The sequence below is a fragment of the Stenotrophomonas maltophilia genome (assembly GCF_003970865.1).
GTDB classification, from domain to species: Bacteria; Pseudomonadota; Gammaproteobacteria; order Xanthomonadales; family Xanthomonadaceae; genus Stenotrophomonas; species Stenotrophomonas maltophilia_AR.
Genome location: NZ_RXLZ01000052.1, coordinates 1 through 23577 on the forward strand (window position 1 = coordinate 1; position 23577 = coordinate 23577).

Here is a 23577-nt window from a genome sequence, read left to right on the forward strand (position 1 = left end):
TTCTTGGTCCGGGGTATAGGTTAAGGGAAGGAACTTCTCCTTCTTTTTTTTTTTGCCAGCAGGACGGGGGAACACCGGAAGGGATCCCTGCCGGGGGCCGGGGATTTGGTAATAAGGCACTCCCACGCATCGCGTGGGCGTGCGACTCCCGCTGCCACAGCCGCCGGTGTTCGTCATGGCCTGGCGCGCGTGCTGTCCAAGGCCGGCGTGTGCTCGCGCAGCGAGGCCGCGCGCTGGATTGCCGAGGGACGCGTACGCGTCTCCGGCCGCATCGTGCGGGATCCCGAGTTCCCGATTGGCCAGCCGGCGCCGCCGATCGAGGTCGATGGCCAGCCGATGGGCGCGCCGCAGCGCCTGTACCTGATGCTCAACAAGCCTCGCGGGGTGGTGACCACCGCGCAGGACGAGCGTGGCCGCGACACCGTCTACCGCTGTTTCGATGGTGCAGGGCTGCCGTGGATCGCGCCGGTCGGGCGCCTGGACAAGGCCAGTGAAGGGTTGTTGCTGTTCAGCAACGATCCGCAGTGGGCCGCGCGCCTGACCGATCCGGAAACCGGTCCGCAGAAGACGTACCACGTGCAGGTCGACCGCCTGCCCGATGACGCCACGCTGGCGGCCCTGCAGGCCGGCGTGGAGGACGAGGGCGAGTTCCTGGTGGCCCAGGCCGTGCGCGTACTGCGCAGCGGCGACAAGACCGCGTGGCTGGAGGTGGTCCTCGACGAGGGCCGCAACCGCCACATCCGCCGCCTGCTGGCGGCCTTCGACCTGCAGGTGCTGCGCCTGGTCCGGGTTGCGATCGGCGGGCTGCAGCTCGGCGATCTCGGCAAGGGCCAGTGGCGGGTGCTGGAGGTCAGTGACCAGCAGCGGCTGGGGGCCGCTGCACCGGGCTGATCATCGCCCGCGGCCGGCGGTTGCCGGCCACCGTTCCAGGCGTAGGGGGCGCCTGGTTGCTGAATTTTCCGAACGGAGCCTGCCCATGTACCACCCGACCCTCAACCAAACCCTGCGCTGCGCAGGCCTGCTGCTGCCGATGGTGCTGCTGACCGCCTGTGGTGGCCACAAGACGGTGGCCAAGGCGGAAACGCCGGCCGAAACCCCGGTGGTGGAAGTGAAGACCCCGGAGCTGGATGGTCGCGGCAGCTACCGCTTCCTGATGAGCAACGGCGACAAGAAGATGACTGCCGATGAGTTCGATGCCTGGATGAAGGCCAACGGCATCCGCGTTGCCAAGGGCAACGGCCAGGACGCTGCCGCCAAGCCGGTGGTGGTGGCCAGCAAGGACGAGCCGAAGGGCAAGAAGAAAAAGAAGTGATGCCGGAAGGTGCCGACCTCGGTCGGCACGCCATCAAGTTTCGGTAGGTGCCGACCTTGGTCGGCACGCCCTCACGCCGGGTAGGTGCCGACCTGGGTCGGCACGCTTTGACCGGTGGGGATCAACCCTTGATCACGCCCAGCTCGACACCGATGCGGGTGAACGCATCGATCGCGCGGTCCAGGTGCTCGCGGCTGTGCGCAGCGCTGATCTGGGTGCGGATGCGCGCCTGGCCCTTGGGCACCACCGGGAAGAAGAAGCCGATCGCGTAGATGCCTTCTTCGAGCAGGCGCTCGGCGAACTTCTGCGCCAGCGGTGCGTCGTACAGCATCACCGGGCTGATCGGGTGCACGCCCGGCTTCACGTCGAAACCGGCTGCGACCATCTTTTCGCGGAAGTAGCGGGTGTTCTCCACCAGGGTGTCGCGCAGGTCGTCAGCGGCGGCCAGCATCTCGAACGCCTTGATGCCGGCGGCCACCACATGCGGCGGCAGCGAATTGGAGAACAGGTACGGCCGCGAACGCTGGCGCAGCAGCTCGATCACCTCGGCGCTGGCGCAGGTGAAGCCGCCCAGGGCGCCGCCCATGGCCTTGCCCAGGGTGCCGGTGATGATGTCGATCTTTTCCAGCACGCCCTTCACTTCGGCCGAACCGCGGCCGGTGGCACCGAGGAAGCCGGTAGCGTGGCATTCGTCGATGTGCACCAGCGCGTTGTACTTCTTCGCCAGCGCGGTGATCTCGTCCAGCGGCGCAATGAAGCCGTCCATCGAGAACACGCCGTCGGTGGTGATCAGCTTGGTCTTGCAGCCGGCGGCATCGGCGGCCTGCAGCTGGGCTTCCAGGTCGGCCATGTCGCAGTTGGCGTAGCGGAAGCGCTTGGCCTTGCACAGGCGCACGCCGTCGATGATCGAGGCATGGTTCAGTGCATCGGAAATGATCGCGTCGTTCTCGCCGAGCAGCGGTTCGAACAGGCCGCCGTTGGCATCGAAGCAGGCGGCGTACAGGATGGTGTCCTGCTTGCCGAAGAAGTCGGCGATCTGCTTCTCCAGCTGCTTGTGCAGGTCCTGGGTACCGCAGATGAAGCGCACCGAGGCCATGCCGAAGCCGTGGGTATCCAGCGCATCCTTGGCGGCCTGGATCAGGTCCGGGTGGTCGGCCAGGCCCAGGTAGTTGTTGGCACAGAAGTTCAGCACCTTGCGGCCGTCCTCGAGGGTGATCTCGGCCGACTGCGGGCTGATGATGATCCGCTCGGACTTGAACAGGCCCTGGGCGCGGATGGCGTCCAGTTCCTCGGCGTAGTGGCGGGTCAGGGCGGAGGAGGCGTCGGTCATGGCGTGGGCACGGCTCTGAACGGGGAAACCGCTGATTCTACCGGGCATCGCGGCTTGCCGACCGGCCCGGCTGGGGCATCGCCACGGCCGGCACATGTTGCATCGCAATAGCAAACTGGTTAAAAATTCGTGAACCGGAGCTGTCCCGTTCCGGCCGCTACGCCCGCTCCCCGCCTTCCACGCCACCGCCCCCACCGGAGACGCTCATGAAGCACGCCCGTGCCTGCCTCGCCATTGCCGCTGCCCTGACCCTGGCCGCCCCGTTCGCCGCCAGCGCCCAGGAAAACGAATCGCCGTACAGCTGGAACGTCACCGCCGTTTCCGATTACCTGTTCCGTGGTGTGTCGCAGACCGACGAGGATCCGACCCTGCAGGCCGGTTTCACCTACACCAGCCCGGTTGGCCTGTATGCCGGCGTGTGGGGCTCGGGTGTGGATTTTGGTACGGGTGACCCGAAGACCGAGGTCGACTACCTGATCGGCTACGGCGTGGATGTCACCGAGCGCGTCAACGTCGATGTGCTGTTGAACCGCTACACCTATCTGAAGTCCAGCCACCAGAACTACAACGAGCTGATCACCACCACCACGCTGGATGACACCTACAAGCTGACGGTGGCCTACACCAACGATGTCTGGAACAGCAGCACCGATGGCTGGTACTTCGGCCTGGGCGGCAGCTGGGGCCTGCCGAAGGACTTCACCCTGAATGCCAACGTCGGTCGCAGCACCTTCGAGGACGGCATCGCCAAGGACTACACCGACTGGAACGTCGGCGTCGCGCGCCAGTTCGGCCTGTTCAACGTCGGCCTGGGTTACTACGGCACCGACGGCAACGGCCGCGACAACTCCGGCAAGCTGGCCCACAGCCGGGTGATGCTGAGCGTGGCCGTCGGCAAGTAACGCCGCAGGCGTTACGGGTAGTGCCGGCCGCTGGCCGGCAACACCAAAGAAAAAGGCGCCCAATGGGCGCCTTTTTCAATTTCAAGGTGTGCCGAGCAAGCTCGGCACCCACCCATCGCGCGCGGCGAAGGGTCAATTCCAGCTCAAAACAACCTTGCCGGCCTTGCCTTCTTCCATCAGGTCGAAGCCCTTCTGGAAGTCGTCGATCGGCAGCTGGTGGGTCATCACCTTGCCGAGCGGGAAGCCGGACAGCACCAGCTGGGTCATCTTGTACCAGGTCTCGTACATCTTGCGGCCGTAGATGCCCTGCACGGTCAGGCCCTTGAAGATGATCTTGTCCCAGTCGCAGCCTGCGCCCTTGGGCATGATGCCGAGCATGGCGATCTTGCCGCCGTGGTACATGCAGTCGAGCATGTCGTTGAACGCACGCGGGTTGCCGCTCATTTCCAGGCCCACGTCGAAGCCCTCCATGTGCAGTTCCTTCATCACGTCCTTCAGCGACTGGTTGGCCACGTTGACCACGCGGGTGGCACCCATGTCGGCGGCCAGCTTCAGGCGGAAATCATTGACGTCGGTCACCACCACATTGCGCGCACCGATGTGCTTGCAGATGCCGGCGGCGATGATGCCGATCGGGCCGGCACCGGTGATCAGCACGTCCTCGCCGATCACGTTGAACTCCAGCGCACAGTGCGCGGCGTTGCCGTACGGGTCGAAGAACGCAGCCAGCTCCGACGGGATCTGGTCCGGGATCGGCCACAGGTTGCTGGCCGGCATCACCATGTATTCGGCGAAGGCGCCGTTGACGTTGACGCCGATGCCGACGGTGTTCGGGCACAGGTGCGGGCGGCCGCCACGGCAGTTGCGGCAGTGGCCGCAGACGATGTGGCCTTCGGCCGAGACGCGCTGGCCGATTTCATAGCCGGTCACGGCCGAGCCGAGTGCGGCGACGCGACCGACGAATTCGTGGCCGATGGTCAGGCCCGGCTTGATGGTGCGCTGGCTCCACTCGTCCCACAGGTAGATGTGCAGGTCGGTACCGCAGATCGCGGTCTTCTCCAGCTTGATCAGGACCTCGTTCGGGCCCGGGGTCGGAACCGGAACTTCTTCCAGCCAGATGCCCTTGGCCGCTTCGCGCTTGACCAGGGCCTTCATCGTTTGCTGCGCCATCGGGGTGGAACTCATCAGGGGGAAAGCGCGGATTATAGGGTGCCGCGCGGATTTCCCATGTTGCGCTGCGGGTGCAGTGGCGGAACGAAAGGCGTGCGCCGGCGGGCGTTTCGAACGCACTGCGAACAGCGGCGCCTCCTTGATCCGGGATAAGGGGGCGTGGTCACCCTGGCCGGGACACGCAAAAGCCCATCCATGGTGCTCGATGGCGCCATCCATGGCGCCAACGGTCCCGTCCAGGGTGACCACGCCCCCTCTGGACGATTTCCGTGTGCGCGGCCGACGTGCGCGTGGCAGAGCAAGAAGTAGGCCCATGACTTCCGGGGTTCGGGCCGGGGCAGGGCAGCGGGCTACAATCGAGGGTTCCACTACCAGGGGCCGCTCCATGCGCTCGAACCTGCTTGCATTCTCCATCGTCGCCAGCCTTGGGCTGGCCCAGGTCGCCCATGCCGCTGAAGGCATGTGGGTGCCGCAGCAGCTGCCGGAAATCGCCGGCCCGCTGCAGAAGGCCGGCCTGAAGCTGTCCCCGGAACAGCTGTCCAACCTGACCGGCGACCCGATGGGCGCGGTCGTCGCCCTCGGCGGCTGCACCGCCAGCTTCGTCTCGCCGCAGGGCCTGGTGGTCACCAACCACCACTGCGCGTATGGCGCCATCCAGCTGAATTCGACTGCGCAGAAGAACCTGATCAAGGACGGCTTCAATGCGCCGACCCTGAAGGACGAACTGAGCGCCGGCCCGAACGCCCGCGTGTTCGTGCTCGACCAGATCACCGACGTCACCGCCCAGGCCAAGGCCGCCATCGCCGGCGCCGGCAACGACCCGCTGGCCCGCAGCCGCGCGCTGGATGCCTTCGACAAGGCCCAGGTCGCCGCCTGTGAAGCCGATGCCGGCTTCCGCTGCCGCCTGTACAGCTTCTCCGGCGGCAACACCTACCGCCTGTTCCGCAACATGGAAATCAAGGACGTGCGCCTGGTCTACGCGCCCCCGGGCAGCGTCGGCAAGTTCGGCGGCGACGTCGACAACTGGATGTGGCCGCGCCACACCGGCGATTTCTCGTTCTACCGCGCCTACGTCGGCAAGGACGGCAAGCCGGCCGCCTTCGCCGCCGACAACGTGCCGTACCAGCCCAAGCACTTCCTGAAGTTCGCCGACCAGCCGCTGGGTGCCGACGACTTCGTGATGGTGGCCGGCTACCCGGGCCGCACCAACCGCTATGCACTGGCCGGTGAATTCAACGAAACCGCCAGCTTCACCTACCCGACCATCGCCAAGCACTACAACGCGGTGCTGAAGATGATCGCCGATGCCGGCAAGGCCGACGCCGACGTCAAGGTGAAGTACGCCGCCACCGCAGCCAGCATGAACAACGTGGCCAAGAACTACCTGGGCCAGCTGGAAGGCTTCAAGCGCATCGACGCCGCTGGCCAGAAGCAGGCTGAAGAAGCCGCCGTGCTGGCGTGGCTGAAGAAGCAGGGCGCTGCCGGCAAGCCGGCGCTGACCGCACACGCGCAGCTGCTCAAGCATCTGGATACCAGCAAGTCGACCCGCGAACGCGACCTGTTCGTCGGTCAGTTCAACAACACCTCGGCCGTTGGCGCGGCGATCACCCTGTACCGCCTGTCGATCGAGCGCAGCAAGCCGGATGCCGAACGCGAAGCCGGTTACCAGGAACGCGACCTGACCACCATCGAAGGTGGCCTGAAGCAGATGGACCGTCGCTACGTGGCGAAGATGGACCAGCAGCTGCAGACCTACTGGCTGGACCAGTACGTGGCCCTGCCGGCCGCACAGCGCGACAACGAAGTGCTGAACAAGTGGCTGGCCGGCAGCGATGCTGCTGCGGTGAAGTCGCTGGTGGCCAAGCTGGGCGGCACCGAACTGGGCAGCCTGGACACCCGCCTGAAGTGGTTCAAGGCCGACCGTGCCGCGTTTGAAGCCAGCAGCGATCCGGCCATCCAGTACGCCGTGGCCGTCATGCCGGCACTGCTGAAGCAGGAAGAGCAGAAGAAGATCCGCGAAGGCGAATCGCTGACCGCACGTCCGCTGTACCTGCAGGCCGTGGCCGACTACAAGAAGAGCCAGGGTGAGTTCGTCTACCCGGACGCCAACCTGTCGCTGCGCATCACCTTCGGCAACGTCATGGGCTATGGCAAGGACGGCGTGAAGTACACCCCGTTCACCACCCTGGAAGGCGTGGCGGCCAAGGAAACCGGTGAGGATCCGTTCGATTCGCCGAAGGCGCTGCTCGATGCGGTCAAGGCCAAGCGTTACGGTGGCCTGGAAGACAAGCGCATTGGTTCGGTGCCGGTGAACTTCCTGTCCAACCTGGACATCACCGGTGGCAACTCGGGTTCGCCGGTGCTGGACGCCAACGGCAAGCTGGTTGGCCTGGCCTTCGATGGCAATTGGGAATCGGTCAGCTCCAACTGGGTGTTCGACCCGGTGATGACCCGCATGATCGCCGTCGACAGCCGCTACATGCAGTGGATCATGCAGGAAGTGGCGCCGGCGCCGCAGCTGCTGAAGGAACTGAACCTGGCTAAGTGAGGTAGTGCCGGCCGCTGGCCGGCAACGCCTGCAGACACTGCCGGGCGGTGCATCCACGCATGGCGTGGATCTACTGCCCGGCGCGCCGTCCGCGATTCCGAAACCCCGCGACTCAGGTCGCGGGGTTTTTTCATGCCCGGCCCGGCCCGGTGCGCCGAACAGGTATCATCCCTGTTCCGCGTACTTCACAGGATGTGAACGAAACGCGGAAACCTCCTCCCCCCAGGACCCCTTGCACGCATGCGCATCCTGCTTGCCCGCCACGGCGAAACGCCGTGGAACGCCGAAGGCCGCTACCAGGGCCAGATCGATATTCCGCTTTCGCCGATCGGTGAAGCCCAGGCCCAGGCACTGGGTGCCCGCCTGGCCTCGGTGGACATCACCCGTGCCGTTGCCTCGCCGCTGTCGCGCGCGCAGCGCACCGCGCAGCTGGCGCTCGGCGCCGCCCGTGCCGACATGCTGCTGACCGAGCCGGAGCTGCAGGAAATCGCCCACGGTGAGTGGGAAGGGCTGCTGGCCAGCGAAATCAACGAGAAGGATCCGTCGCGCCTGCAGGCCTGGCGCGAGGAACCGGATACCGTGCTGATGCCCGGCGGCGAATCGCTGCGCCTGGTACTGGAACGCAGCTGGCGTGGCCTGGCCCGTGCCACCGAAGGCCTTGGCGAGCACGACACCCTGCTGGTGGTCGCGCATGACGCGGTCAACCGCGTGATCCTGTGCAAGGTGCTGGGCCTGCCGATTTCCCGCCTGTGGACCTTCCGTCAGGCACCGACCACGCTCAACCTGCTCGAAGGTGCCGACCTGGACAGCCTGGAAGTGGTGCGCCTGAACGACTGCGCCCACCACACGCCGTTCTTCGGCGAAGCCAAGCACCGCGCACTCTGACCCGCCACACCGAACCACCTGTACCTGCTGGAAGCACTGCCGTGACGAACACCCCGACCACCCTGGCCGATTGGCTGGATTACATTGAACGCCAGCACCCGGCGACCATCGACATGGGCCTGGAGCGCGTGCACGCCGTGGCCACGGCGATGGGTCTTGGCGCGCCGGCCGGGCGCACCATCGTGGTCGGTGGCACCAACGGCAAGGGCTCCACCGTGGCCTTCATCGAGGCCATCGGCCGTGCTGCCGGTTGGAAGGTCGGTGCTTACACGTCGCCGCACCTGCTGCGCTACAACGAGCGCGTGCGCATCGACGGGCAGGACGTGGACGATGCGGCGCTGGTCGCCGCGTTCAACGCCATCGAGGCCGCGCGTGGCGAGATCACGCTGACCTATTTCGAGTACGGCACGTTGGCTGCGCTGCAGCTGTTCGCCGACGCCGGGCTGGACCTGGCGGTGCTGGAAGTGGGCCTGGGCGGCCGCCTCGATGCAGTCAACATCGTCGACGCCGACGTAGCGGTGATCACCACCGTGGACATCGACCATGCCGAGTGGCTGGGCGAGGACCGCGAAGCGATCGGCACTGAGAAGGCCGGCATCATCCGCGGCTGGAAGCCGGTGATCCTGGGCGAGACCGATCCGCCGTCCAGCGTGCTGGCGCGTGCCTATCTGGTGGGTGCCAACGCGATCCGCGGCGGCAGCGATTATTTCTACGAACCGATCGATGCCCAGCGCTGGCGCTGGCGTGATGTCGGCCTGCGCATGGAGCTGCCGACCCCGGCGCTGGCCGGCCCGATCCAGCTGGCCAATGCGGGTGCCGCCATCGCTGCGCTGCGCGCGCTGGACAAGCCGGTGCCGCGCGCGGCGTGGGCTGCCGGTATCGCGGCAGCACGCATTTCCGGTCGCATGCAGGCATTCGAACGGGAGGGCGTGCAGATCCGGGTGGATGTCGGCCACAACCCACAGGCGGCGGGCCAGCTGGCGCGTACGCTGAAGGCCGAGGTCTCGGCCGGACGCACCCTGGCGGTGTACGCCGCGCTGCAGGACAAGGACGCGGTGGGCGTGGTGCAGGCGCTGCAGGATGTGGTGGGCGAATGGACCCTGGCCGGGCTGGATGGCCCGCGTGGGCAGAGCGCCGCCCAGCTGCAGGCGCGCCTGGCCGGCACGGCTGCGGCCAAGGCGCAGCTGGCCGATAGCGTCGAACAGGCACTGGCGCAGGTGCTGGCCCAGGCCGAGCGCGGCGACCGTGTGCTGGTGTTCGGCTCCTTCCATACCGCCGCAGCGGCCCTGCAGATGCTGCAGGGCGATGCCTGATCCGCGTTCAGCCAACGCCGACGCCGTCCGGTCCGGCACCCGTATAATCGACGGCAACCTCCGGACAGTTGCCTGCCTCACGTGGATACGCCTCTGAAACAGCGTCTGATTGGTGCCATCGTGCTGGTCGCACTGGCCGTGATTTTCCTGCCGATGCTGGTCAAGGGACCCGCACCGGACAGCGGGGTGGCCAATGTGCCGATCGCCGCGCCGGATGCGCCGGCCGATGGCCAGTTCGAAACCCGTGAGCTGCCCCTGGTCGCCCCGGCCGGTGGCGCCACCGGCCTGCAGACCGGGCAGGCCAGGCCGCTGCAGGACGCCGCCACGCCGGCCACCCCGCCGACCGTGGACACCTCGCCGGCGGTCGCCGCCGGCAACTATGCAGTCACCTTTGGTGCCTACGGCAGCAAGGCCGATGCCGATGCCGTGATCGCCTACCTGAAGCGTTCGCAGCTGCCGGGTTTCACTGAAACCGCCACCATCGGCGGCCGTCAGGCATGGCGTGTCCGGGTCGGGCCGTATGCCGACCGCGCCCAGGCCGAGGCAGCCCGCCTGCAGGCGGTGAAGATCCGGGCGGATGTGAAGGCCGAAGTGATCACCCTGGACGCGGCGGCCGGCAGCAGTGCCCCGGTTGCGGCCACCCCGGCACCGGCTGCGCCGAGTGCCAGCACCCCGTCCGCAGCGACTGCGCCATCGGCCAGCAGCAACCCGGTCCGCAGCGAGAGCCTGCCGCCGAGTACGCCGGTCGCGACCGCGCCCCCGGCCGCCAAGCCGGAACCGCCGAAGCCGGCGCCGAAGCCCGAGCCGAAGCCGGAGGCCACCGCCAGCAAACCGGCGACGGCGCCGACCACGCCGGCAGCACCGGCTGCCAGCGGCGTCGGCTTTGCCGTACAGCTGGGCGCGTTCGGCCAGGCCAACGATGCCAACGCCCTGCGCGACAAGGTCCGTGCCGCCGGTTTCAGCGCCTACGTTGAACAGGTGCGCACGGACAAGGGCACCCTGCATCGCGTCCGCGTCGGGCCGGTGGCCAACCGCGCCGATGCCGAGCAGCTGAAGGCGCAGGTCGCCGCCAAGGTCGGCGTGGCCGGCATGGTCCGACCGCACCCATGACCCACGCGCAGCCCCGTTGCCAGCGCCGCCGAAGGAGCGGGGCGCCATGATCGACGTGGTGCTGCTGATCGTGATCGCGGCCTCGACCCTGCTGGGGATGCTGCGCGGCTTCGTGGGAATCGTCATCGGCACCCTGTCGTGGCTGCTGGCCGCGTGGGCGGCCTTCGCCTTCGGCAATGATGCCGCCCATTGGTGGGCCGCCCCGGCGGCCCCCGGTGGCGAACACTTCGTCGGCGGCTATCTGGGGGTCGGCATCGGCGTGATGATCGTGGTCGCGGTGATCGGCATGGTCATCAAGGCCCTGGTCCACCGCAGCATGCTGACCAGCCTGGACCGCCTGCTGGGCGGGGTGCTGGGCGCCGTGCGGGGCGGCCTGATCGCCGCGATCCTGCTGCTGCTGGGCAGTTTCACCCCGCTGACCGCCGAGCCCTCGTGGCAGCGCTCGGCGGTACGCCCGCTGCTGAACCCCACGGTGGCCTGGATGAACAGCAAGCTGCCGCACTGGGAGGTTCCCGGGGCCGATCTGCTGCCCAAGGGCTTGCCGACCGACGCGCTGTCCCCATCTGCATTGATGGAGTTGGGCAAGAACGCAGGCGCCGGGTTGGGAAAGCCGGGCGCGGCAGGCGATAATGGCATCCTCAACCAGGTAGTGGCAGGCAGCGGATGGCTGCGGCCTGCGAAAGCGGAACAGGGCGATTCCTACGATCCGGCCGAAGTGCGCCCGGACGCTCCTGCACTGCCGGACAGTATCGAGCCGGGCGATCCGGCCAACGTCGACCGCGCGCGCGGCGACCACCGCGGCCAGGTACGGCCACCTTCCTTGTAACTGGGCACAGCCCAGCGGAGACCTCGCACCATGTGTGGCATCGTCGGAATCGTCGGCAACCAGAACGTCGCCGGGCAGTTGTATGACGGCTTGACCGTCCTCCAGCATCGCGGCCAGGATGCGGCGGGCATTGCCACCGTCAATGGCAGCCGCCTGCGGGTGCAGAAGGCCACCGGCCTGGTCCGCGATGTGTTCGATGCCCGCACCATGTCCACCCTGGAAGGCAGCGTCGGCATCGCCCATGTGCGCTACCCGACCGCCGGTTCGGAAGGCATGGACGAGGCACAGCCGTTCTACGTCAATTCGCCGTACGGCATCGCGCTGGCCCACAACGGCAACCTGATCAACACCGAGGCGCTGCGCCAGCAGGTGTTCGAGCAGGACCGCCGCAACGTCAACACCGATTCGGACAGCGAAGTGCTGCTGAACGTGTTCGCCTACGAACTGGAGCAGCAGCGCCAGCTCAGCCCGGAAGCCGCGATCCGCGCGGTGGCCGGCGTGCACCGCCGCTGCAAGGGCGGCTATGCGGTGGTCAGCGTGGTGCTGGGCCTGGGCCTGGTCGCCTTCCGCGACCCGCATGGCATCCGTCCGCTGGTGCTGGGCAAGCGCAGCCATGCCGAGGGCGACGAGTACATCGTGGCGTCCGAGTCGGCCGCGCTGGACGTGCTGGGCTTCCAGCGCGTGCGCGATGTGCAGCCGGGCGAAGCGCTGGTGATCACCGCGCGTGGCGAGCTGTTCTCGGAGATCTGCGCCGAGCAGGTCGAGCACACCCCGTGCATCTTCGAATACGTGTATTTCGCACGCCCGGATTCGATGATCGACAACGTCTCGGTGCACAAGGCGCGCATGCGCATGGGCATCAAGCTGGGCGAGAAGATCCTGCGCCTGCGCCCGGACCACGACATTGACACCATCATCCCGATCCCGGATACCTCGCGCGACGCTGCGCTTGAGATCTCCAACGTGCTCGGCGTGAAGTACCGCGAAGGCTTCATCAAGAACCGCTACATCGGCCGCACCTTCATCATGCCGGGGCAGGGCGAGCGCGTGAAGTCGGTGCGCCGCAAGCTCAACCCGATCCACCTGGAGTTCCGCAACCGCGTGGTGCTGCTGGTGGACGACTCGATCGTGCGCGGCACCACCAGCCAGCAGATCGTGCAGATGGCCCGTGACGCGGGCGCGCGCAAGGTCTACCTGGCCAGCGCCGCGCCGCCGGTGCGCTACCCGAACATCTACGGCATCGACATGCCGGCGGCCGAGGAACTGGTCGCGCACAACCGCACCGTGGAAGAGATCGAGGCCCACCTGGGCTGCGACTGGCTGATCTACCAGGATCTGGAAGACATGGAAGCAGCGGTGAGCGAGGGCAACCCGGCGCTGCGCAACTTCGATTCGTCCTGCTTCAACGGCCACTACCCGACGGGTATCGAGCCGGGCTACTTCGAGCGCATCCAGCAGCTGCGTTCGGACGACGCCAAGCACAAGCGCCGCGCCTGAGGTCCAGGCGTGGCTGATGTGCCCGACGCTGGTGGCGACCTGCTGCGCGCTGCGCAGCAGTGCCTGGCTGAAGCCGACCCGCTGCGCAAGGTGGCGCTGACCCAGGCCCATGCCGCTGCGTTCCGTGCCGGTCGCCTGAAGGTGGCTGCGGATGCGCCGCCGCCGGAGCCGATCCGCATGCCTGGCCGGCCGGCGCAGCTGGTGCTGGTGCATCCGCGCGAAGTACCGCGGCGCGGTCTGGGCGGCGTGGAAGGGCGCGCCGCCTTCATCCACGCCATCGCCCATATCGAACTCAACGCGATCGACCTGGCCTGGGATGCGGTGTACCGCTTCCGTGGCCTGCCGCCAGCGTTCCATGCCGACTGGGTCAGCTGTGCCGACGACGAATCGCGGCACTTCATGCTGCTGCGCGAGCGCCTGCAGGCACACGGCCACGACTATGCTGATTTCCCCGCGCACAACGGCCTGTGGGAAATGTGCGAAAAGACAGCGCATGACGGTCTGGCGCGCATGGCACTGGTGCCGCGCGTGCTGGAAGCGCGCGGCCTGGACGTGACGCCCGGCATGATCGAGAAGCTGCGCAATGTCGGTGATGGCGAGACCGCCGATGTGCTGGAAGTGATCCTGCGCGAGGAAGTGGCGCATGTGGCTGCCGGTTCGCGCTGGTACCGCTGGTACTGCGACCGCGCCGGCGTCGAGCCGCGCGCACGTTTCAAGGAACTGCTGGTGGAGTACGCCGGCGGCTACCTGCATGGGCCGTTCAACATCGAAGCGCGCCTGCTGGCCGGTTTCGATGCGGATGAGCTGGCCAACCTGGTTGAACAGGCCGGTTGAAGAAAAGGGGACGGAGGGGATCAAGTCGTTTGTGCCACAAACGACTTGATCCCCTCCGTCCCTTTTTTCAGGCGTTTGGCAACACCACGCGCTTGCCGTCCACCGTCGGCCGGTTGATGTAGAACAGACCGGGACCCGGCCGGTACGGCAGTTCGCTGACGCCGGCATCGGCGGCGTAGGTCAGTGCGGTGTCGCCCAGTGCATCGAAGTTCCAGTGCGCCGACTGCATCAGGTAGCGCCGCCGCAGCAGCGCCTCCTGTGTCTGCGTCAGCGGCTGCCCGGCCACCAGGCGCCGCGCGATCGGCTGCAGGGCGGATGGCAGCTCCCAGCCGGGAACCTCGGCGGCATTGGCGGTCCATTGCACGCCGGCGTCGATGGCCTGCTGCTGCATCACCTGCAGTGCGATCAGCTGGTAACGCCAGTCGATGCGCCGACGCAGCACCACCGCGGCAGTCACATACAGCACCGGTGACAACAGCACGCTGCGGCTGCCGGCGCGACGCTGCTGCTGCCACTGGTGCCAGACATCCACCCAGACCTCCTTTTCACCCACGCCCAGCTGCTGGCGCCAGCGTTCGGCATCGGCCTGCGTTTCGGCGTAGGCCGTGGTGGCCTGCAGCAACGCCAGTGGAGGGACCTGGTAGTCGGCAACCGCTGGGCGGCGCAGCTGTTGCCGGCGCGGGCGGCTGAGCAGCTTGGGACCTTCTTCCAGCTGGTTGTAGCCACCGCCGATATTGGCGTGCACGCCGGGCAGGGCGATCTCGGTGAACGTTGGCGCGACGCTGCTCAATGGATAGTGCTGGCGATGCTCGTTGCGCGCGGCCAGTTGCACGACGTGTGCAGCGATGCCACTGCGCAGGGCGAGCTGCGGGTGTTCATCGGCGCGGCCGCCATTGACCGCAACCACGGTGTCGAACAGTCCGATGAAGCGCAGCACCGGCGTAACGGCGGCGAAGTTCGCAGTGCAGGACAGGCCGGCGCCCTGCAGCAGCTGGCGCCAGCGCGCGCTGTCCCAGGCCTGCAGCTGGTTGGCGATATCACGTGCCGCGGCAGCGCCGCGCGAATAGCCAAACAGATCCAACTGCACGCCACGCAGCGGTCGCTGCCAGCGCGCGGACAGCTCGGACAGTGCCGCCGGCAGCAGCACCTGCAGCGCGCGCTGCACTTTCGCACGAACGCCACTGGCACCGATGCCGAAGGCCAGTCCGATCAGATCATCATCGGCATCATCGCGGGTGCCCACGCCCTCCACATAGATCGACAGCGAAGGCGCGCCCATCGCATCGCGGCGGCTGTCCGGATACAGCTGCTGCAGGCGCGCGATGTTGGTCAGGCCGTTGTCGTAGCTGCTGGTCAGCCGGCTCTGGTAGGTCGAATCATCATCCGCGCGCAGCTGCGCCGGGCGTGGCTGCGGAACCTGTGGTCGACCGCGTGCCAGGTTGTGTGCGTTGTTGCGGGTGCCATCGAAGAACAGGCCAATCCGCAGCAAGCCGACATCTTCGTCCGTGTCCTGCGATGGTGCCATGTGCATGTCCTGTCGTGGCTACGTCACGGTAGCGCGAAAGCGGTGTATTGGCGAAGTGTAGTGACGCTTTTGACCTTACTTAACGCAGATGCGGTCGATCACAGTTCCTGATTTTCATTCCCATCTTCTATTGAATTCACACGACCCGCGCAGGCCAGATGGCCAGACCCGGTAGACCCGGGCGTGCTGCATCAACGCTGTTCACATCATTCAAGGAGCGACGCAATGTTGTCCAGATCGATTGGCAAAGCGGCAGGTGGCCTGGTGTTGGGTTTGTCGGTGGCAGCGGCCGCGCATGCGGCACCGTTGTTCGAGCCGGTGACGGTCATCAGCCGGGCATCGGCAAACAGTGAGCCCGCGCTGGGCAAGCTGCTGGCCACCCCGTCCACCGCGACGGTACAGGAAGTGCGTGTCGATGCTGCTGCCACCGCGCAGCCGCAACTGGAGTTCGAACTGCTTGGCCAGCGCGTGCAGGCGCTGCGCAGCAAGGTGGAAGCCCTGCCCGATGGCGGCAGCATCTGGTACGGCCAGTTGCGCTCGCCGTCCGATCGGCTGACTGCCGCCACTTCGAACGGTCAGGATGATCCTGGCAATTCAGTGATCCTGGTGCGTTCGGGCAACACCCTCACCGGTTCGATCCGCAAGGACGGCAAGCTGTATCGCCTGCGCCCGCTGGGCAACCGCCACGTACTGGTGGAAGTGGATGAATCGCGGATGCCGGCTGACCACCCGGCCGACTACAACCAGCTGCCGAAGATTCCGATGGGCAACAACGACCGCATCGGCATCGCGCAGGCCTCGTCCGGTACCCCGGCCACCATCCGCGTACTGGTGGTTGCGACCAATGCTGCGGTAACGGCCTATGGCGGGAACATGCAGTCGCTGGTGCAGCTGGCAGTGGCTGAATCCAACCAGGGCTACGTCAACAGCAACGTTGGCATCACCCTGCAGCTGGCCGGCTATGAAACCACCAACTACACCGAGTCCGGCAACTTCACCACCGATCTGACCCGCTTCCGCAACACCAGCGACGGCTACATGGACAGCATCCACACCAGCCGCAACAACACCGCGGCCGATGTCGGCGTCCTGCTGATCAACAACACGAGCTACTGCGGGTTGGCCTCGGGCATCGGCTCGACGGCGGCGACGGCCTTCGCTGCGGTGTACTGGGATTGCGCGACCGGCTACTACTCCTTCGCGCATGAAATCGGCCATCTGCAGAGTGCGCGGCACGATATCGCCAGTGATCCCAGCACGTCGCCCTACGCCTATGGGCATGGCTACCGCTACGAGCCGTCCTCCGGTTCGCGTTGGCGCACGATCATGGCCTATGACTGCTCGGCCGGCTGCCCGCGCCTGAACTACTGGTCCAACCCGAACATCAGCTACAACGGCATCCCGATGGGCAATGCCAGTACCGCCGACAACCAGCGCGTGCTGGTCAACACCAAGGCCACCATCGCGGCCTTCCGCTGAGGCCAATCGCCGACCAGGGTCGGCGTCTACCGGGGTGCGTGCACCTGCCCTGGTAGATGCCAACCCTGGTTGGCACCCTGCGATCCATCATTCGCGCGCGAGCGTATCCAGCGACCAGCCGCTGGCATCCACGCGCAGCACCGATCCCTGTTCGTACCAGTCACCCAGCACGATGCGGTTGCAGGTGCGGCCACCGGCCTGAAGCGTGTGTACCGCCGGGCGATGGGTGTGGCCGTGGATCATGGTGTCCACGCCATGGCGCACGAAGGTGGCATCGACTTCGGCCGGAGCCACATCGGTCACGGTCTCGAACTGCGCACGATCGCCCTGCTTCATTTCCGACTGGCGGGCCTGGCTGGCATCGCGTGCCTTCTGCGCGAAGGCGATGCGTGCGGCCAGCGGCTGCGACAGGAACTGCGCCTGGAATACCGGGTCGCGCGTCTGTGCACGGAACTGCTGGTAGGGGATGTCGTCCGTGCACAGCAGGTCACCGTGCTGCAGCAGCACCGGGCGACCGTACAGCTCGATCACGCACGGGTCGGGCAGGATGCGCAGGCCGGCACGGCGCGCATAGTCTTCGCCGAGCAGGAAGTCGCGGTTGCCGCGGATGAAATACACCGGCACGCCGCTGTCGGAGAGCACCTTCAGCGCATCGGCCACCGCATCGGCGGCGGGCGAGGGCGTGTCGTCGCCGATCCAGGCTTCGAACAGGTCGCCGAGGATGTACAGCGCATCGGCGCCGGGCGCCTGTTCGCGCAGGAAGCGCAGGAACAGGTCGGTGATCTCCGGACGGCTGGGGTCCAGGTGCAGGTCGGAAATGAACAGCGTGGTCATGCCTGCATTCTAGGCCATCAACGATGACGGTAGCGCCGGGCCATGTGTGGGCCGCCGCGGCGGCCATCACACCGGCAGCGGCAACCAGGCCAGGCTGGCCGATGCCAGCAGGATGGCGATGCCGGTGGCGGCCAGTACATCGGACGGGTAGTGCAGGCCCAGCACCACCCGCGACAGCGCGACGCCGAAGGTGAACGGCACCAGCAGCGGTGCCAGCCACGGGTAGTAGGCCAACGCGACGATGGTGAACGACACCGCGTGCAGGGTGTGCCCGGAGGGGAAGCTGAACTCGTCCAGCGGCGCTACCCAGGCGCGGATGCGCAGATCGGCCGCATACGGGCGCGGCCGCCGGGTCCAGCGCTTGAGGCCTTTGTAGAGCAGTAGTGCGGCCAGCCCGGTGGCGGCCATGTGCACCGATGCACGCAGTCCGTCGAAGCCGTCGAGCACCACCAGCGCGCCCATCAGCACGTACCAGAACACGCCGTCGCCGAGCCGGCTGATGACCGAGAACAGGCGACGCACGCGGCGACGCCGGCAGTAGTGGTTGGCCCGGCGGCAGAGCCGCGCCTCGCGGCCGGCCAGCAGCTCAAGCGGCGTGGTGCGCATGGCCGCTCCTCCGCGACTGGGCCAGCTCGGACAGCAGGGCATCGAACTCGGCAACCACCTGCTGTGGATGCAGGCGCTTCATCGCACGTGCGGCGCTGCTGCCGAATTCGCGGCGCCGTGCATCATCGGCGGCCAGCTGCACGGCTGCCTCGATGAACTGTTCATCGTTTTCCACGGCCGCGCCGTTCTCGCCATCACGCAGGTATTCGCGGGCCGCACCGTAGTCGAAAGCGACAGTGGCCAGGCCGCTGGCCATGCTTTCCAGGGTCACGTTGCCGAAGGTCTCGCTGCGGCTGGGGAACAGGAACAGGTCACCGCTGGCGAAATGCCGCGCCAGGGCCTCGCCGCGCTGGATGCCGCAGAAGATGAAATCCGGGTTTTCATGTGCCAGTTTTTCGCGAGCCGGACCATCACCCACCCAGACGAAGCGGGCTTTGGGCCGGATCTGCTGCAGGCGCCGGAAGGCCCTCACCGCCAGGCCAAGGTTCTTTTCCGCGGCGATGCGGCCGACATAGATCGCGACCAGGCCATTGCCGTCCACGCCCCATTCCTCGCGCAGCGCCGGGTCGCGCCGGCCCGGATCGAACTGCTGGCTGTCGACCGCGCGTGCCAGCAGGCGCACGCGTTCGAAGCCCTGTTCACCGAGGAACTGCTGCAGCTCGCGGGTGGGCACCAGGGTTGCATCGGCCTGGTTGTGGAACCGGCGCATCCAGCGCATCGCGGCGGCCTGCAGCCAGGCCACTCCGTAGTCGGGCAGGTACTCGTCGAAGCGGGTATGGAAACCACTGGCGACCGGAATGCCAAGGCGGCGCGCGGTGCGCAGCGCCGACCAGCCCAGCGGGCCTTCGGTGGCGATGTAGACCGCATCGGGACGCTGCTGCTGCCAGTGGCGGTTGAGCCGGATTGGTGCAGGCAGGCCGAAGCGCAGGCCGGGGTAGCGCGGCAGTGCGGCACCCGGAACCAGCAGCGTGCCCGGTGCCGAGTCCAGCGCTTCGCTGGCCTGGCGTGGCCGGATCAGGTCGATGTCATGGCCGGAATTTCGCAGTCCCTGCTCCAGGCCCTGCACGGTGAGGGCAACGCCGTTCACTTCCGGCGGGTAGGTCTCGGTGACGATGGCATAGCGCATGGCGGGCCTCCGGGTTTCCGGCATGCTCGGGCCTGGCGATGTAGCCGATATGACCGCTTTGCGACCACGGGATGACGGTGGTCAGGTTCCCGTGGAGCCACGGCCCCGAAGGGCCGTGGCGGTGGTGCAGGCGCGCGCGGTGGATCAGAAGCGCTGCTGGTATTTCATGTAGATGAAACGACCGATGTCGAAGCCACCGTAGTAGGAGAATAACGAGTTCAGCCTCAGGCCACGAACGGCCGGAACTGGATGCCCAGCCCGGCGATGCCGTCGGTCTCGCCGATCAGATCGGCGCGCAGCAGTGGCCGGGCATCGATGAAGGCCTGCGGCACGATCAACGACAGGCGGTTGTCGTCGGCGGTCAGTTCCAACGCCGGCAGCGGATCGTCCTCATGGGCACGATTGAGCAGCACCGCCAGGCGCAGCAGGGCGGCCAGCCGGCGAGCGGTCAGCAGCAGGCGCTCGGGCAGGGCGTCGAAGGCGGTCTTGGTCACGCTGCGACGATGGCTGCGCACCAGCGCGGCCAGCATCTGCTGTTCCTGCCGCGAGAAGCCGGCGATATCCGAGTGTTCCAGCACGTAGCTGCCATGCACGTGGTAGCCGCTGTGCGCGATCATCAGGCCCAGCTCGTGCAGGCGCGCGGCCCAGCCGAGCATGCGCGCGTCGTCGGCATCGAGCCGCCAGCGTTCCTGCACCTGTTCCAGCAGTGACAGCGCGGTGTCCTGCACACGGTCGGCCTGCACGGTATCGATGCCGTAGCGCTGGCTGAGCGCGGACACCGATTCATCGCGCAGGTCGTTCTCGCCAGCGCGGCCGACGATGTCGTAAAGGATGCCTTCGCGCATCGCGGCCTTGCTGACCAGCAGCTTCTGCAGGCCCAGCGCCTGGAAGGCGGCCTCCAGCACCAGGATGCCGCCGGCGATGATCGGGCGGCGGTCGCTGGACAGTCCGGGCAGCTGGATGTCGTCGATCTTCTTGGCCTTCAGCAGTTCATCGCGCAGCTGCGGCAGGGCCTCGGCGGTGATCGCGCCCTTGCTCAGCTTCATCGTCGCGCAGATCTCGCTGATCGCCTTGTGCGTGCCCGAAGAACCCAGCGCCTCCTGCCAGCCCAGCGCGCGGTACTTGCTGGCGAAGGGCTGGAATTCGCGACCGATCTCGGCCAGCGCGTCCTTCCAGCGCTTCTTGCTCAGCTTGCCGCCGGGGAAGAAGCGCCGGGTGCTGGCAATGCAGCCGGCCTGCAGGCTTTCGCGCTCCAGGGTCTGCATGCCCATGCCGATGATGAATTCGGTGGAGCCGCCGCCGATGTCGATGACCAGCCGGCGCTGGCCGGGCTTGGGCGGTTGCGCGTGGGCCACGCCCAGGTAGATCAGGCGCGCTTCTTCGCGGCCGCTGACCACTTCGATGGCATGCCCGAGCGCGGTTTCGGCGGGAACCAGGAACGACTGCGGTGAACGCAGCTGGCGCACGGTGTTGGTGGCCAGTGCGCGCACCCGGTGCGGCGGTACGTTGCGGATGCGCTGGCCGAAGCGGGCCAGACATTCCAGCGCGCGCTGCCGGGCGGCGGATGAGAGCCCACCTTTGCCATCCAGGCCGTCGGCCATGCGCACGGTCTCGCGCAGGCGGTCGATCACCCGCAGCTGGCCGAGCGTGTAGCGCGCGATGACCATATGGAAACTATTGGAGCCAAGGTCGATGGCGGCCAGCAGGTCGCCATCCTGCAATGCGGGCGGAGTCGTGGTGGTGTGCGGCATGGACGAATGTTAGCCGAAGGGGCGGTGTGCTCGTCACCGCGCGGCCTTCACATTTTGGAAGAGGGGAGTGCGGCAGGGCTGCGCCCTGCACCTGCCGAATCAACGGCAACGGCAACAGCAACAGCGGGCTATCCGTGGGTTGGCGGGGCGGGTCCGGTTGCGGGGGACGGCGCAAGTACGTCCCTGTAGCCTCGGTCGCGCTTGCTCGTGTGCGCTGTCCTGCGCACACGGCAAGACCGGGGTTGGGCGTCCTGCCCAACCCGCCCGAGGCATGCCTCGGGCCCATGGCGCTCACGCCCCCGCAACCGGACCCACCCCGCCTTCGACAGATTTCTCCGATCTGATGGTGGGTGCCGACCGTTGGTCGGCACTGATCCTATCCCGACCAAAATCGGTGCCTACTGCTCTTGGTAGGTGTCGACCTTGGTCGACACACCGGGTTACAGCCCCTGCATCAATGCCATCTGCGCAGAATGTGGGGCTTCGTCGTGCGCCGGGGCACGCTTGTGGTAGATGCCGTCGGCGTCCAGTTCCCAGGCGTTGAGGTTGTCGTCCAGGTAGTTCTGCAGGACCTCGCGATAGACCCGCTTGGCCAGTTCCGGATCGAGGATCGGGAAGCAGGTCTCGACCCGGCGCAGCAGGTTGCGCTCCAGCCAGTCGGCGCTGGCGCAGTACATCTCCGGTGCGCCGTCGTTGCCGAACCAGTAGACGCGGCTGTGCTCCAGGAAGCGGCCGACGATCGAGCGCACGCGGATGTTGTCCGAGATGCCCGGCACGCCCGGGCGCAGGGTGCAGGCGCCACGGATGATCAGGTCGATCTGCACGCCGGCCTGCGAGGCGGCGTACAGCGCGCGCACCACCTGCGGTTCGTTCAGTGCGTTCATCTTGGCGATGATCCGCGCCGGGCGGCCGGCGGCGGCGATGCGCGTTTCGCGCTCGATGCGGCCGAGGATGCCGGTGTGCAGGGTGAATGGGGATTGCAGCAGTCGCTTGAGCTTCATCTTCGAGGCCAGCCCGGACAGCTGCTGGAACAGCAGGTGCACGTCGTTGCCGATGTCCGCATCGGCGGTGATCAGGCTGATGTCGGTGTACGCGCGGGCGGTACCGCTGTGGTAGTTGCCGGTGCCCAGGTGCACGTAGCGGCGCAGCTTGCGGCCCTCGCGGCGCACGATCAGCAGCATCTTGGCGTGGGTCTTGTAGCCCACCACGCCGTACACCACCTGCACGCCGGCTTCCTGCAGGCGATCGGCCAGGCCCAGGTTGGCTTCTTCGTCGAAGCGTGCGCGCAGCTCGACCACCACGGTCACGTCCTTGCCGTTGCGCGCGGCCTGGATCAGCGCATCGACAATCAGCGAATCCTTGCCGGTGCGGTACAGGGTCTGCTTGATCGCCAGCACGTTGGGGTCGATCGCTGCCTGCCGGATCAGCTCCAGCACGGCGGTGAAGGCATCGAACGGGTGGTGCAGCAGCAGGTCCTGGCGCGCAGTCGTCTCGAAGATGCCGTCGCTGTCGCGCAGCGTGCGCGGTGTCATCGGCGGGTACTTCAGGTCCGGCTGCGCGATCAGGTCGTACAGCTGGATGATGCGATTGAGGTTGACCGGGCCGTCGATGCGGTACACCGCGTTCTCGGTCAGGCCGAAGTTCTGCAGCAGGGTGCGCACGATGTCGCGCGGCATGTCCTGCGCGATTTCCAGGCGCACCGCCGGCCGGTAGCCGCGGTCGACCAGTTCGTCGCGCAGTGCCAGCGCCAGGTTCTCCACTTCTTCCTCGTCGACCACCAACTCGGAGTTGCGGGTAACGCGGAACTGGTAGGCCCCCTGGACTTCCATGCCGGGGAACAGCTCATCGACGAAGGTGGACAGCACCGATGACAGGAACACGAAGTTCTGTGATCCGCCGAGCTTCTCCGGCAGCTGGATGATGCGCGGCAACGAGCGCGGCGCGCGCACGATGGCCAGGTGGCCGGCGCGGCCAAAGGCGTCGGTGCCCTTCAGCACCACCACGATGTTCAGCGACTTGTTGAGGATCTTCGGGAACGGATGCACCGGGTCCAGGCCCAGCGGCGACAGCACCGGCATGATCTCGTTGCGGAAGTACGCGCGCAGCCAGCGCTTCTGGCGGTCGGTCCAGGAATGGCGGCCGAGCACGCCGATGCCGGCCTCCATCAGCGCCGGGCGCAGCGTTTCGTTCCAGCAGCGGTACTGCTGGTCCACCAGTTCGGCGGCGCGGTCATGGATGGCGGTGAGGATGGCCTGCGGGCTCATCCCGTCCGGTGCCGGCGGCAGGCCGAACTCCTGCGCGTGGCGTACGGCGGCGGCGCGGATTTCGAAGAACTCGTCGAGGTTGGTGCAGGAGATGCACATGAAGCGCAGGCGCTCAAGCAGCGGCACCTGCGGGTCCATCGCCTGGGCCAGCACGCGGAAGTTGAAATCCAGCTGCGACAGTTCGCGGTTGATGTACAGCGCCGGGTCACGCAACGGATCGTTGTCCGGGCTCACGGGGAGGGGGAGGGATCCGAGGCTGCTCATG

19 protein-coding genes are annotated in these 23577 nt (G+C 67.1%); 11 read left to right on the top strand and 8 right to left on the bottom strand.

What is annotated here, in order from left to right:
• Positions 1–111: 111 nt before the first annotated feature.
• Together EKL94_RS16235 and EKL94_RS16240 are read left to right on the top strand one after the other, a co-directional pair.
• Positions 112–891, top strand: coding sequence for a pseudouridine synthase (locus tag EKL94_RS16235; RefSeq protein WP_126929897.1), 780 nt, complete (start codon positions 112–114; stop codon positions 889–891).
• Between the two features lie 85 nt (positions 892–976).
• On the top strand, positions 977–1312 hold the full coding sequence (locus EKL94_RS16240; protein WP_126929877.1) for a hypothetical protein: 336 nt from the start codon (positions 977–979) through the stop codon (positions 1310–1312).
• A 121-nt stretch (positions 1313–1433) separates the two neighbouring features.
• Here EKL94_RS16240 and kbl read toward each other — a convergent pair whose 3' ends face one another.
• The gene (gene kbl / locus EKL94_RS16245) at positions 1434–2642 is read right to left on the bottom strand and encodes a glycine C-acetyltransferase (RefSeq protein ID WP_126929878.1); all 1209 of its coding nucleotides are present in this window, start codon (positions 2640–2642) and stop codon (positions 1434–1436) included.
• Between the two features lie 206 nt (positions 2643–2848).
• On the opposite strand from kbl, the gene EKL94_RS16250 reads away from it, so the two are divergent.
• On the top strand, positions 2849–3544 hold the full coding sequence (locus EKL94_RS16250; RefSeq protein ID WP_099551279.1) for a TorF family putative porin: 696 nt from the start codon (positions 2849–2851) through the stop codon (positions 3542–3544).
• Positions 3545–3676: 132 nt separating this feature from the next.
• Here the strand turns inward: EKL94_RS16250 and tdh are convergent, their stop codons facing one another.
• Positions 3677–4699 (bottom strand): L-threonine 3-dehydrogenase, encoded by a 1023-nt coding sequence (tdh, locus tag EKL94_RS16255; RefSeq protein ID WP_010483949.1) that lies wholly within the window; start codon positions 4697–4699, stop codon positions 3677–3679.
• Between the two features lie 400 nt (positions 4700–5099).
• On the opposite strand from tdh, the gene EKL94_RS16260 reads away from it, so the two are divergent.
• The 7 genes from EKL94_RS16260 (at position 5100) to EKL94_RS16290 (ending at position 13727) form a co-directional block, all read left to right on the top strand.
• Entirely contained in the window at positions 5100–7262 is a 2163-nt protein-coding gene (locus EKL94_RS16260; protein WP_126929879.1) for a S46 family peptidase, read from the top strand.
• A gap of 240 nt (positions 7263–7502) precedes the next feature.
• Positions 7503–8147: a histidine phosphatase family protein gene (locus EKL94_RS16265; RefSeq protein WP_010483945.1), complete on the top strand. Its 645-nt coding sequence runs from the start codon at positions 7503–7505 to the stop codon at positions 8145–8147.
• 41 nt (positions 8148–8188) lie between these two features.
• On the top strand, positions 8189–9460 hold the full coding sequence (gene folC, locus EKL94_RS16270; RefSeq protein ID WP_126929880.1) for a bifunctional tetrahydrofolate synthase/dihydrofolate synthase: 1272 nt from the start codon (positions 8189–8191) through the stop codon (positions 9458–9460).
• Between the two features lie 81 nt (positions 9461–9541).
• Positions 9542–10570: an SPOR domain-containing protein gene (locus EKL94_RS16275; protein WP_126929881.1), complete on the top strand. Its 1029-nt coding sequence runs from the start codon at positions 9542–9544 to the stop codon at positions 10568–10570.
• 46 nt (positions 10571–10616) lie between these two features.
• Complete coding sequence (locus EKL94_RS16280; RefSeq protein WP_019336370.1) at positions 10617–11396, top strand: CvpA family protein; 780 nt, start codon at positions 10617–10619, stop codon at positions 11394–11396.
• Between the two features lie 30 nt (positions 11397–11426).
• Positions 11427–12893, top strand: a complete 1467-nt coding sequence (gene purF / locus EKL94_RS16285; protein ID WP_126929882.1) for an amidophosphoribosyltransferase — start codon at positions 11427–11429, stop codon at positions 12891–12893.
• A 9-nt stretch (positions 12894–12902) separates the two neighbouring features.
• Positions 12903–13727: a ferritin-like domain-containing protein gene (locus EKL94_RS16290; RefSeq protein WP_126929883.1), complete on the top strand. Its 825-nt coding sequence runs from the start codon at positions 12903–12905 to the stop codon at positions 13725–13727.
• A 67-nt stretch (positions 13728–13794) separates the two neighbouring features.
• Here the strand turns inward: EKL94_RS16290 and EKL94_RS16295 are convergent, their stop codons facing one another.
• The gene (locus tag EKL94_RS16295; protein WP_126929884.1) at positions 13795–15252 is read right to left on the bottom strand and encodes a T6SS phospholipase effector Tle1-like catalytic domain-containing protein; all 1458 of its coding nucleotides are present in this window, start codon (positions 15250–15252) and stop codon (positions 13795–13797) included.
• Positions 15253–15477: 225 nt separating this feature from the next.
• Here EKL94_RS16295 and EKL94_RS16300 point away from each other — a divergent pair, with 225 nt between their 5' ends.
• On the top strand, positions 15478–16731 hold the full coding sequence (locus tag EKL94_RS16300) for a zinc-dependent metalloprotease (protein WP_126929885.1): 1254 nt from the start codon (positions 15478–15480) through the stop codon (positions 16729–16731).
• 87 nt (positions 16732–16818) lie between these two features.
• On the opposite strand, the gene lpxH is transcribed toward EKL94_RS16300, so the two are convergent.
• From lpxH to ppk1, 5 genes are all read right to left on the bottom strand, one after another.
• A complete protein-coding gene (gene lpxH, locus EKL94_RS16305) occupies positions 16819–17565 on the bottom strand; it encodes a UDP-2,3-diacylglucosamine diphosphatase (RefSeq protein WP_126929886.1) in 747 nt (248 codons plus the stop codon).
• A gap of 66 nt (positions 17566–17631) precedes the next feature.
• The gene (locus tag EKL94_RS16310; RefSeq protein WP_126929887.1) at positions 17632–18171 is read right to left on the bottom strand and encodes a phosphatase PAP2 family protein; all 540 of its coding nucleotides are present in this window, start codon (positions 18169–18171) and stop codon (positions 17632–17634) included.
• Complete coding sequence (locus tag EKL94_RS16315) at positions 18152–19297, bottom strand: glycosyltransferase family 4 protein (RefSeq protein ID WP_126929888.1); 1146 nt, start codon at positions 19295–19297, stop codon at positions 18152–18154. Before EKL94_RS16315 ends, EKL94_RS16310 begins: the two co-directional genes overlap by 20 nt.
• A gap of 224 nt (positions 19298–19521) precedes the next feature.
• Positions 19522–21048: an exopolyphosphatase gene (ppx, locus tag EKL94_RS16320; protein ID WP_010483920.1), complete on the bottom strand. Its 1527-nt coding sequence runs from the start codon at positions 21046–21048 to the stop codon at positions 19522–19524.
• A gap of 440 nt (positions 21049–21488) precedes the next feature.
• Positions 21489–23576 (bottom strand): polyphosphate kinase 1, encoded by a 2088-nt coding sequence (ppk1, locus tag EKL94_RS16330; protein WP_126929890.1) that lies wholly within the window; start codon positions 23574–23576, stop codon positions 21489–21491.
• Between the last annotated feature and the right edge of the window lies 1 nt (position 23577).

Bases quoted from the DNA above. Each gene is read 5' to 3' on its own strand.
- EKL94_RS16260 (WP_126929879.1), top strand. From the start codon at position 5,100: ATGCGCTCGAACCTGCTTGCATTCTCCATCGTCGCCAGCCTTGGGCTG.
- kbl (WP_126929878.1), bottom strand. From the start codon at position 2,642: ATGACCGACGCCTCCTCCGCCCTGACCCGCCACTACGCCGAGGAACTG.
- EKL94_RS16265 (WP_010483945.1), top strand. From the start codon at position 7,503: ATGCGCATCCTGCTTGCCCGCCACGGCGAAACGCCGTGGAACGCCGAA.
- tdh (WP_010483949.1), bottom strand. From the start codon at position 4,699: ATGAAGGCCCTGGTCAAGCGCGAAGCGGCCAAGGGCATCTGGCTGGAA.
- EKL94_RS16250 (WP_099551279.1), top strand. From the start codon at position 2,849: ATGAAGCACGCCCGTGCCTGCCTCGCCATTGCCGCTGCCCTGACCCTG.
- EKL94_RS16295 (WP_126929884.1), bottom strand. From the start codon at position 15,252: ATGGCACCATCGCAGGACACGGACGAAGATGTCGGCTTGCTGCGGATT.
- EKL94_RS16310 (WP_126929887.1), bottom strand. From the start codon at position 18,171: ATGCGCACCACGCCGCTTGAGCTGCTGGCCGGCCGCGAGGCGCGGCTC.
- EKL94_RS16240 (WP_126929877.1), top strand. From the start codon at position 977: ATGTACCACCCGACCCTCAACCAAACCCTGCGCTGCGCAGGCCTGCTG.
- lpxH (WP_126929886.1), bottom strand. From the start codon at position 17,565: ATGACCACGCTGTTCATTTCCGACCTGCACCTGGACCCCAGCCGTCCG.
- EKL94_RS16300 (WP_126929885.1), top strand. From the start codon at position 15,478: ATGTTGTCCAGATCGATTGGCAAAGCGGCAGGTGGCCTGGTGTTGGGT.
- EKL94_RS16280 (WP_019336370.1), top strand. From the start codon at position 10,617: ATGATCGACGTGGTGCTGCTGATCGTGATCGCGGCCTCGACCCTGCTG.
- purF (WP_126929882.1), top strand. From the start codon at position 11,427: ATGTGTGGCATCGTCGGAATCGTCGGCAACCAGAACGTCGCCGGGCAG.
- EKL94_RS16315 (WP_126929888.1), bottom strand. From the start codon at position 19,297: ATGCGCTATGCCATCGTCACCGAGACCTACCCGCCGGAAGTGAACGGC.
- ppx (WP_010483920.1), bottom strand. From the start codon at position 21,048: ATGCCGCACACCACCACGACTCCGCCCGCATTGCAGGATGGCGACCTG.
- ppk1 (WP_126929890.1), bottom strand. From the start codon at position 23,576: ATGAGCAGCCTCGGATCCCTCCCCCTCCCCGTGAGCCCGGACAACGAT.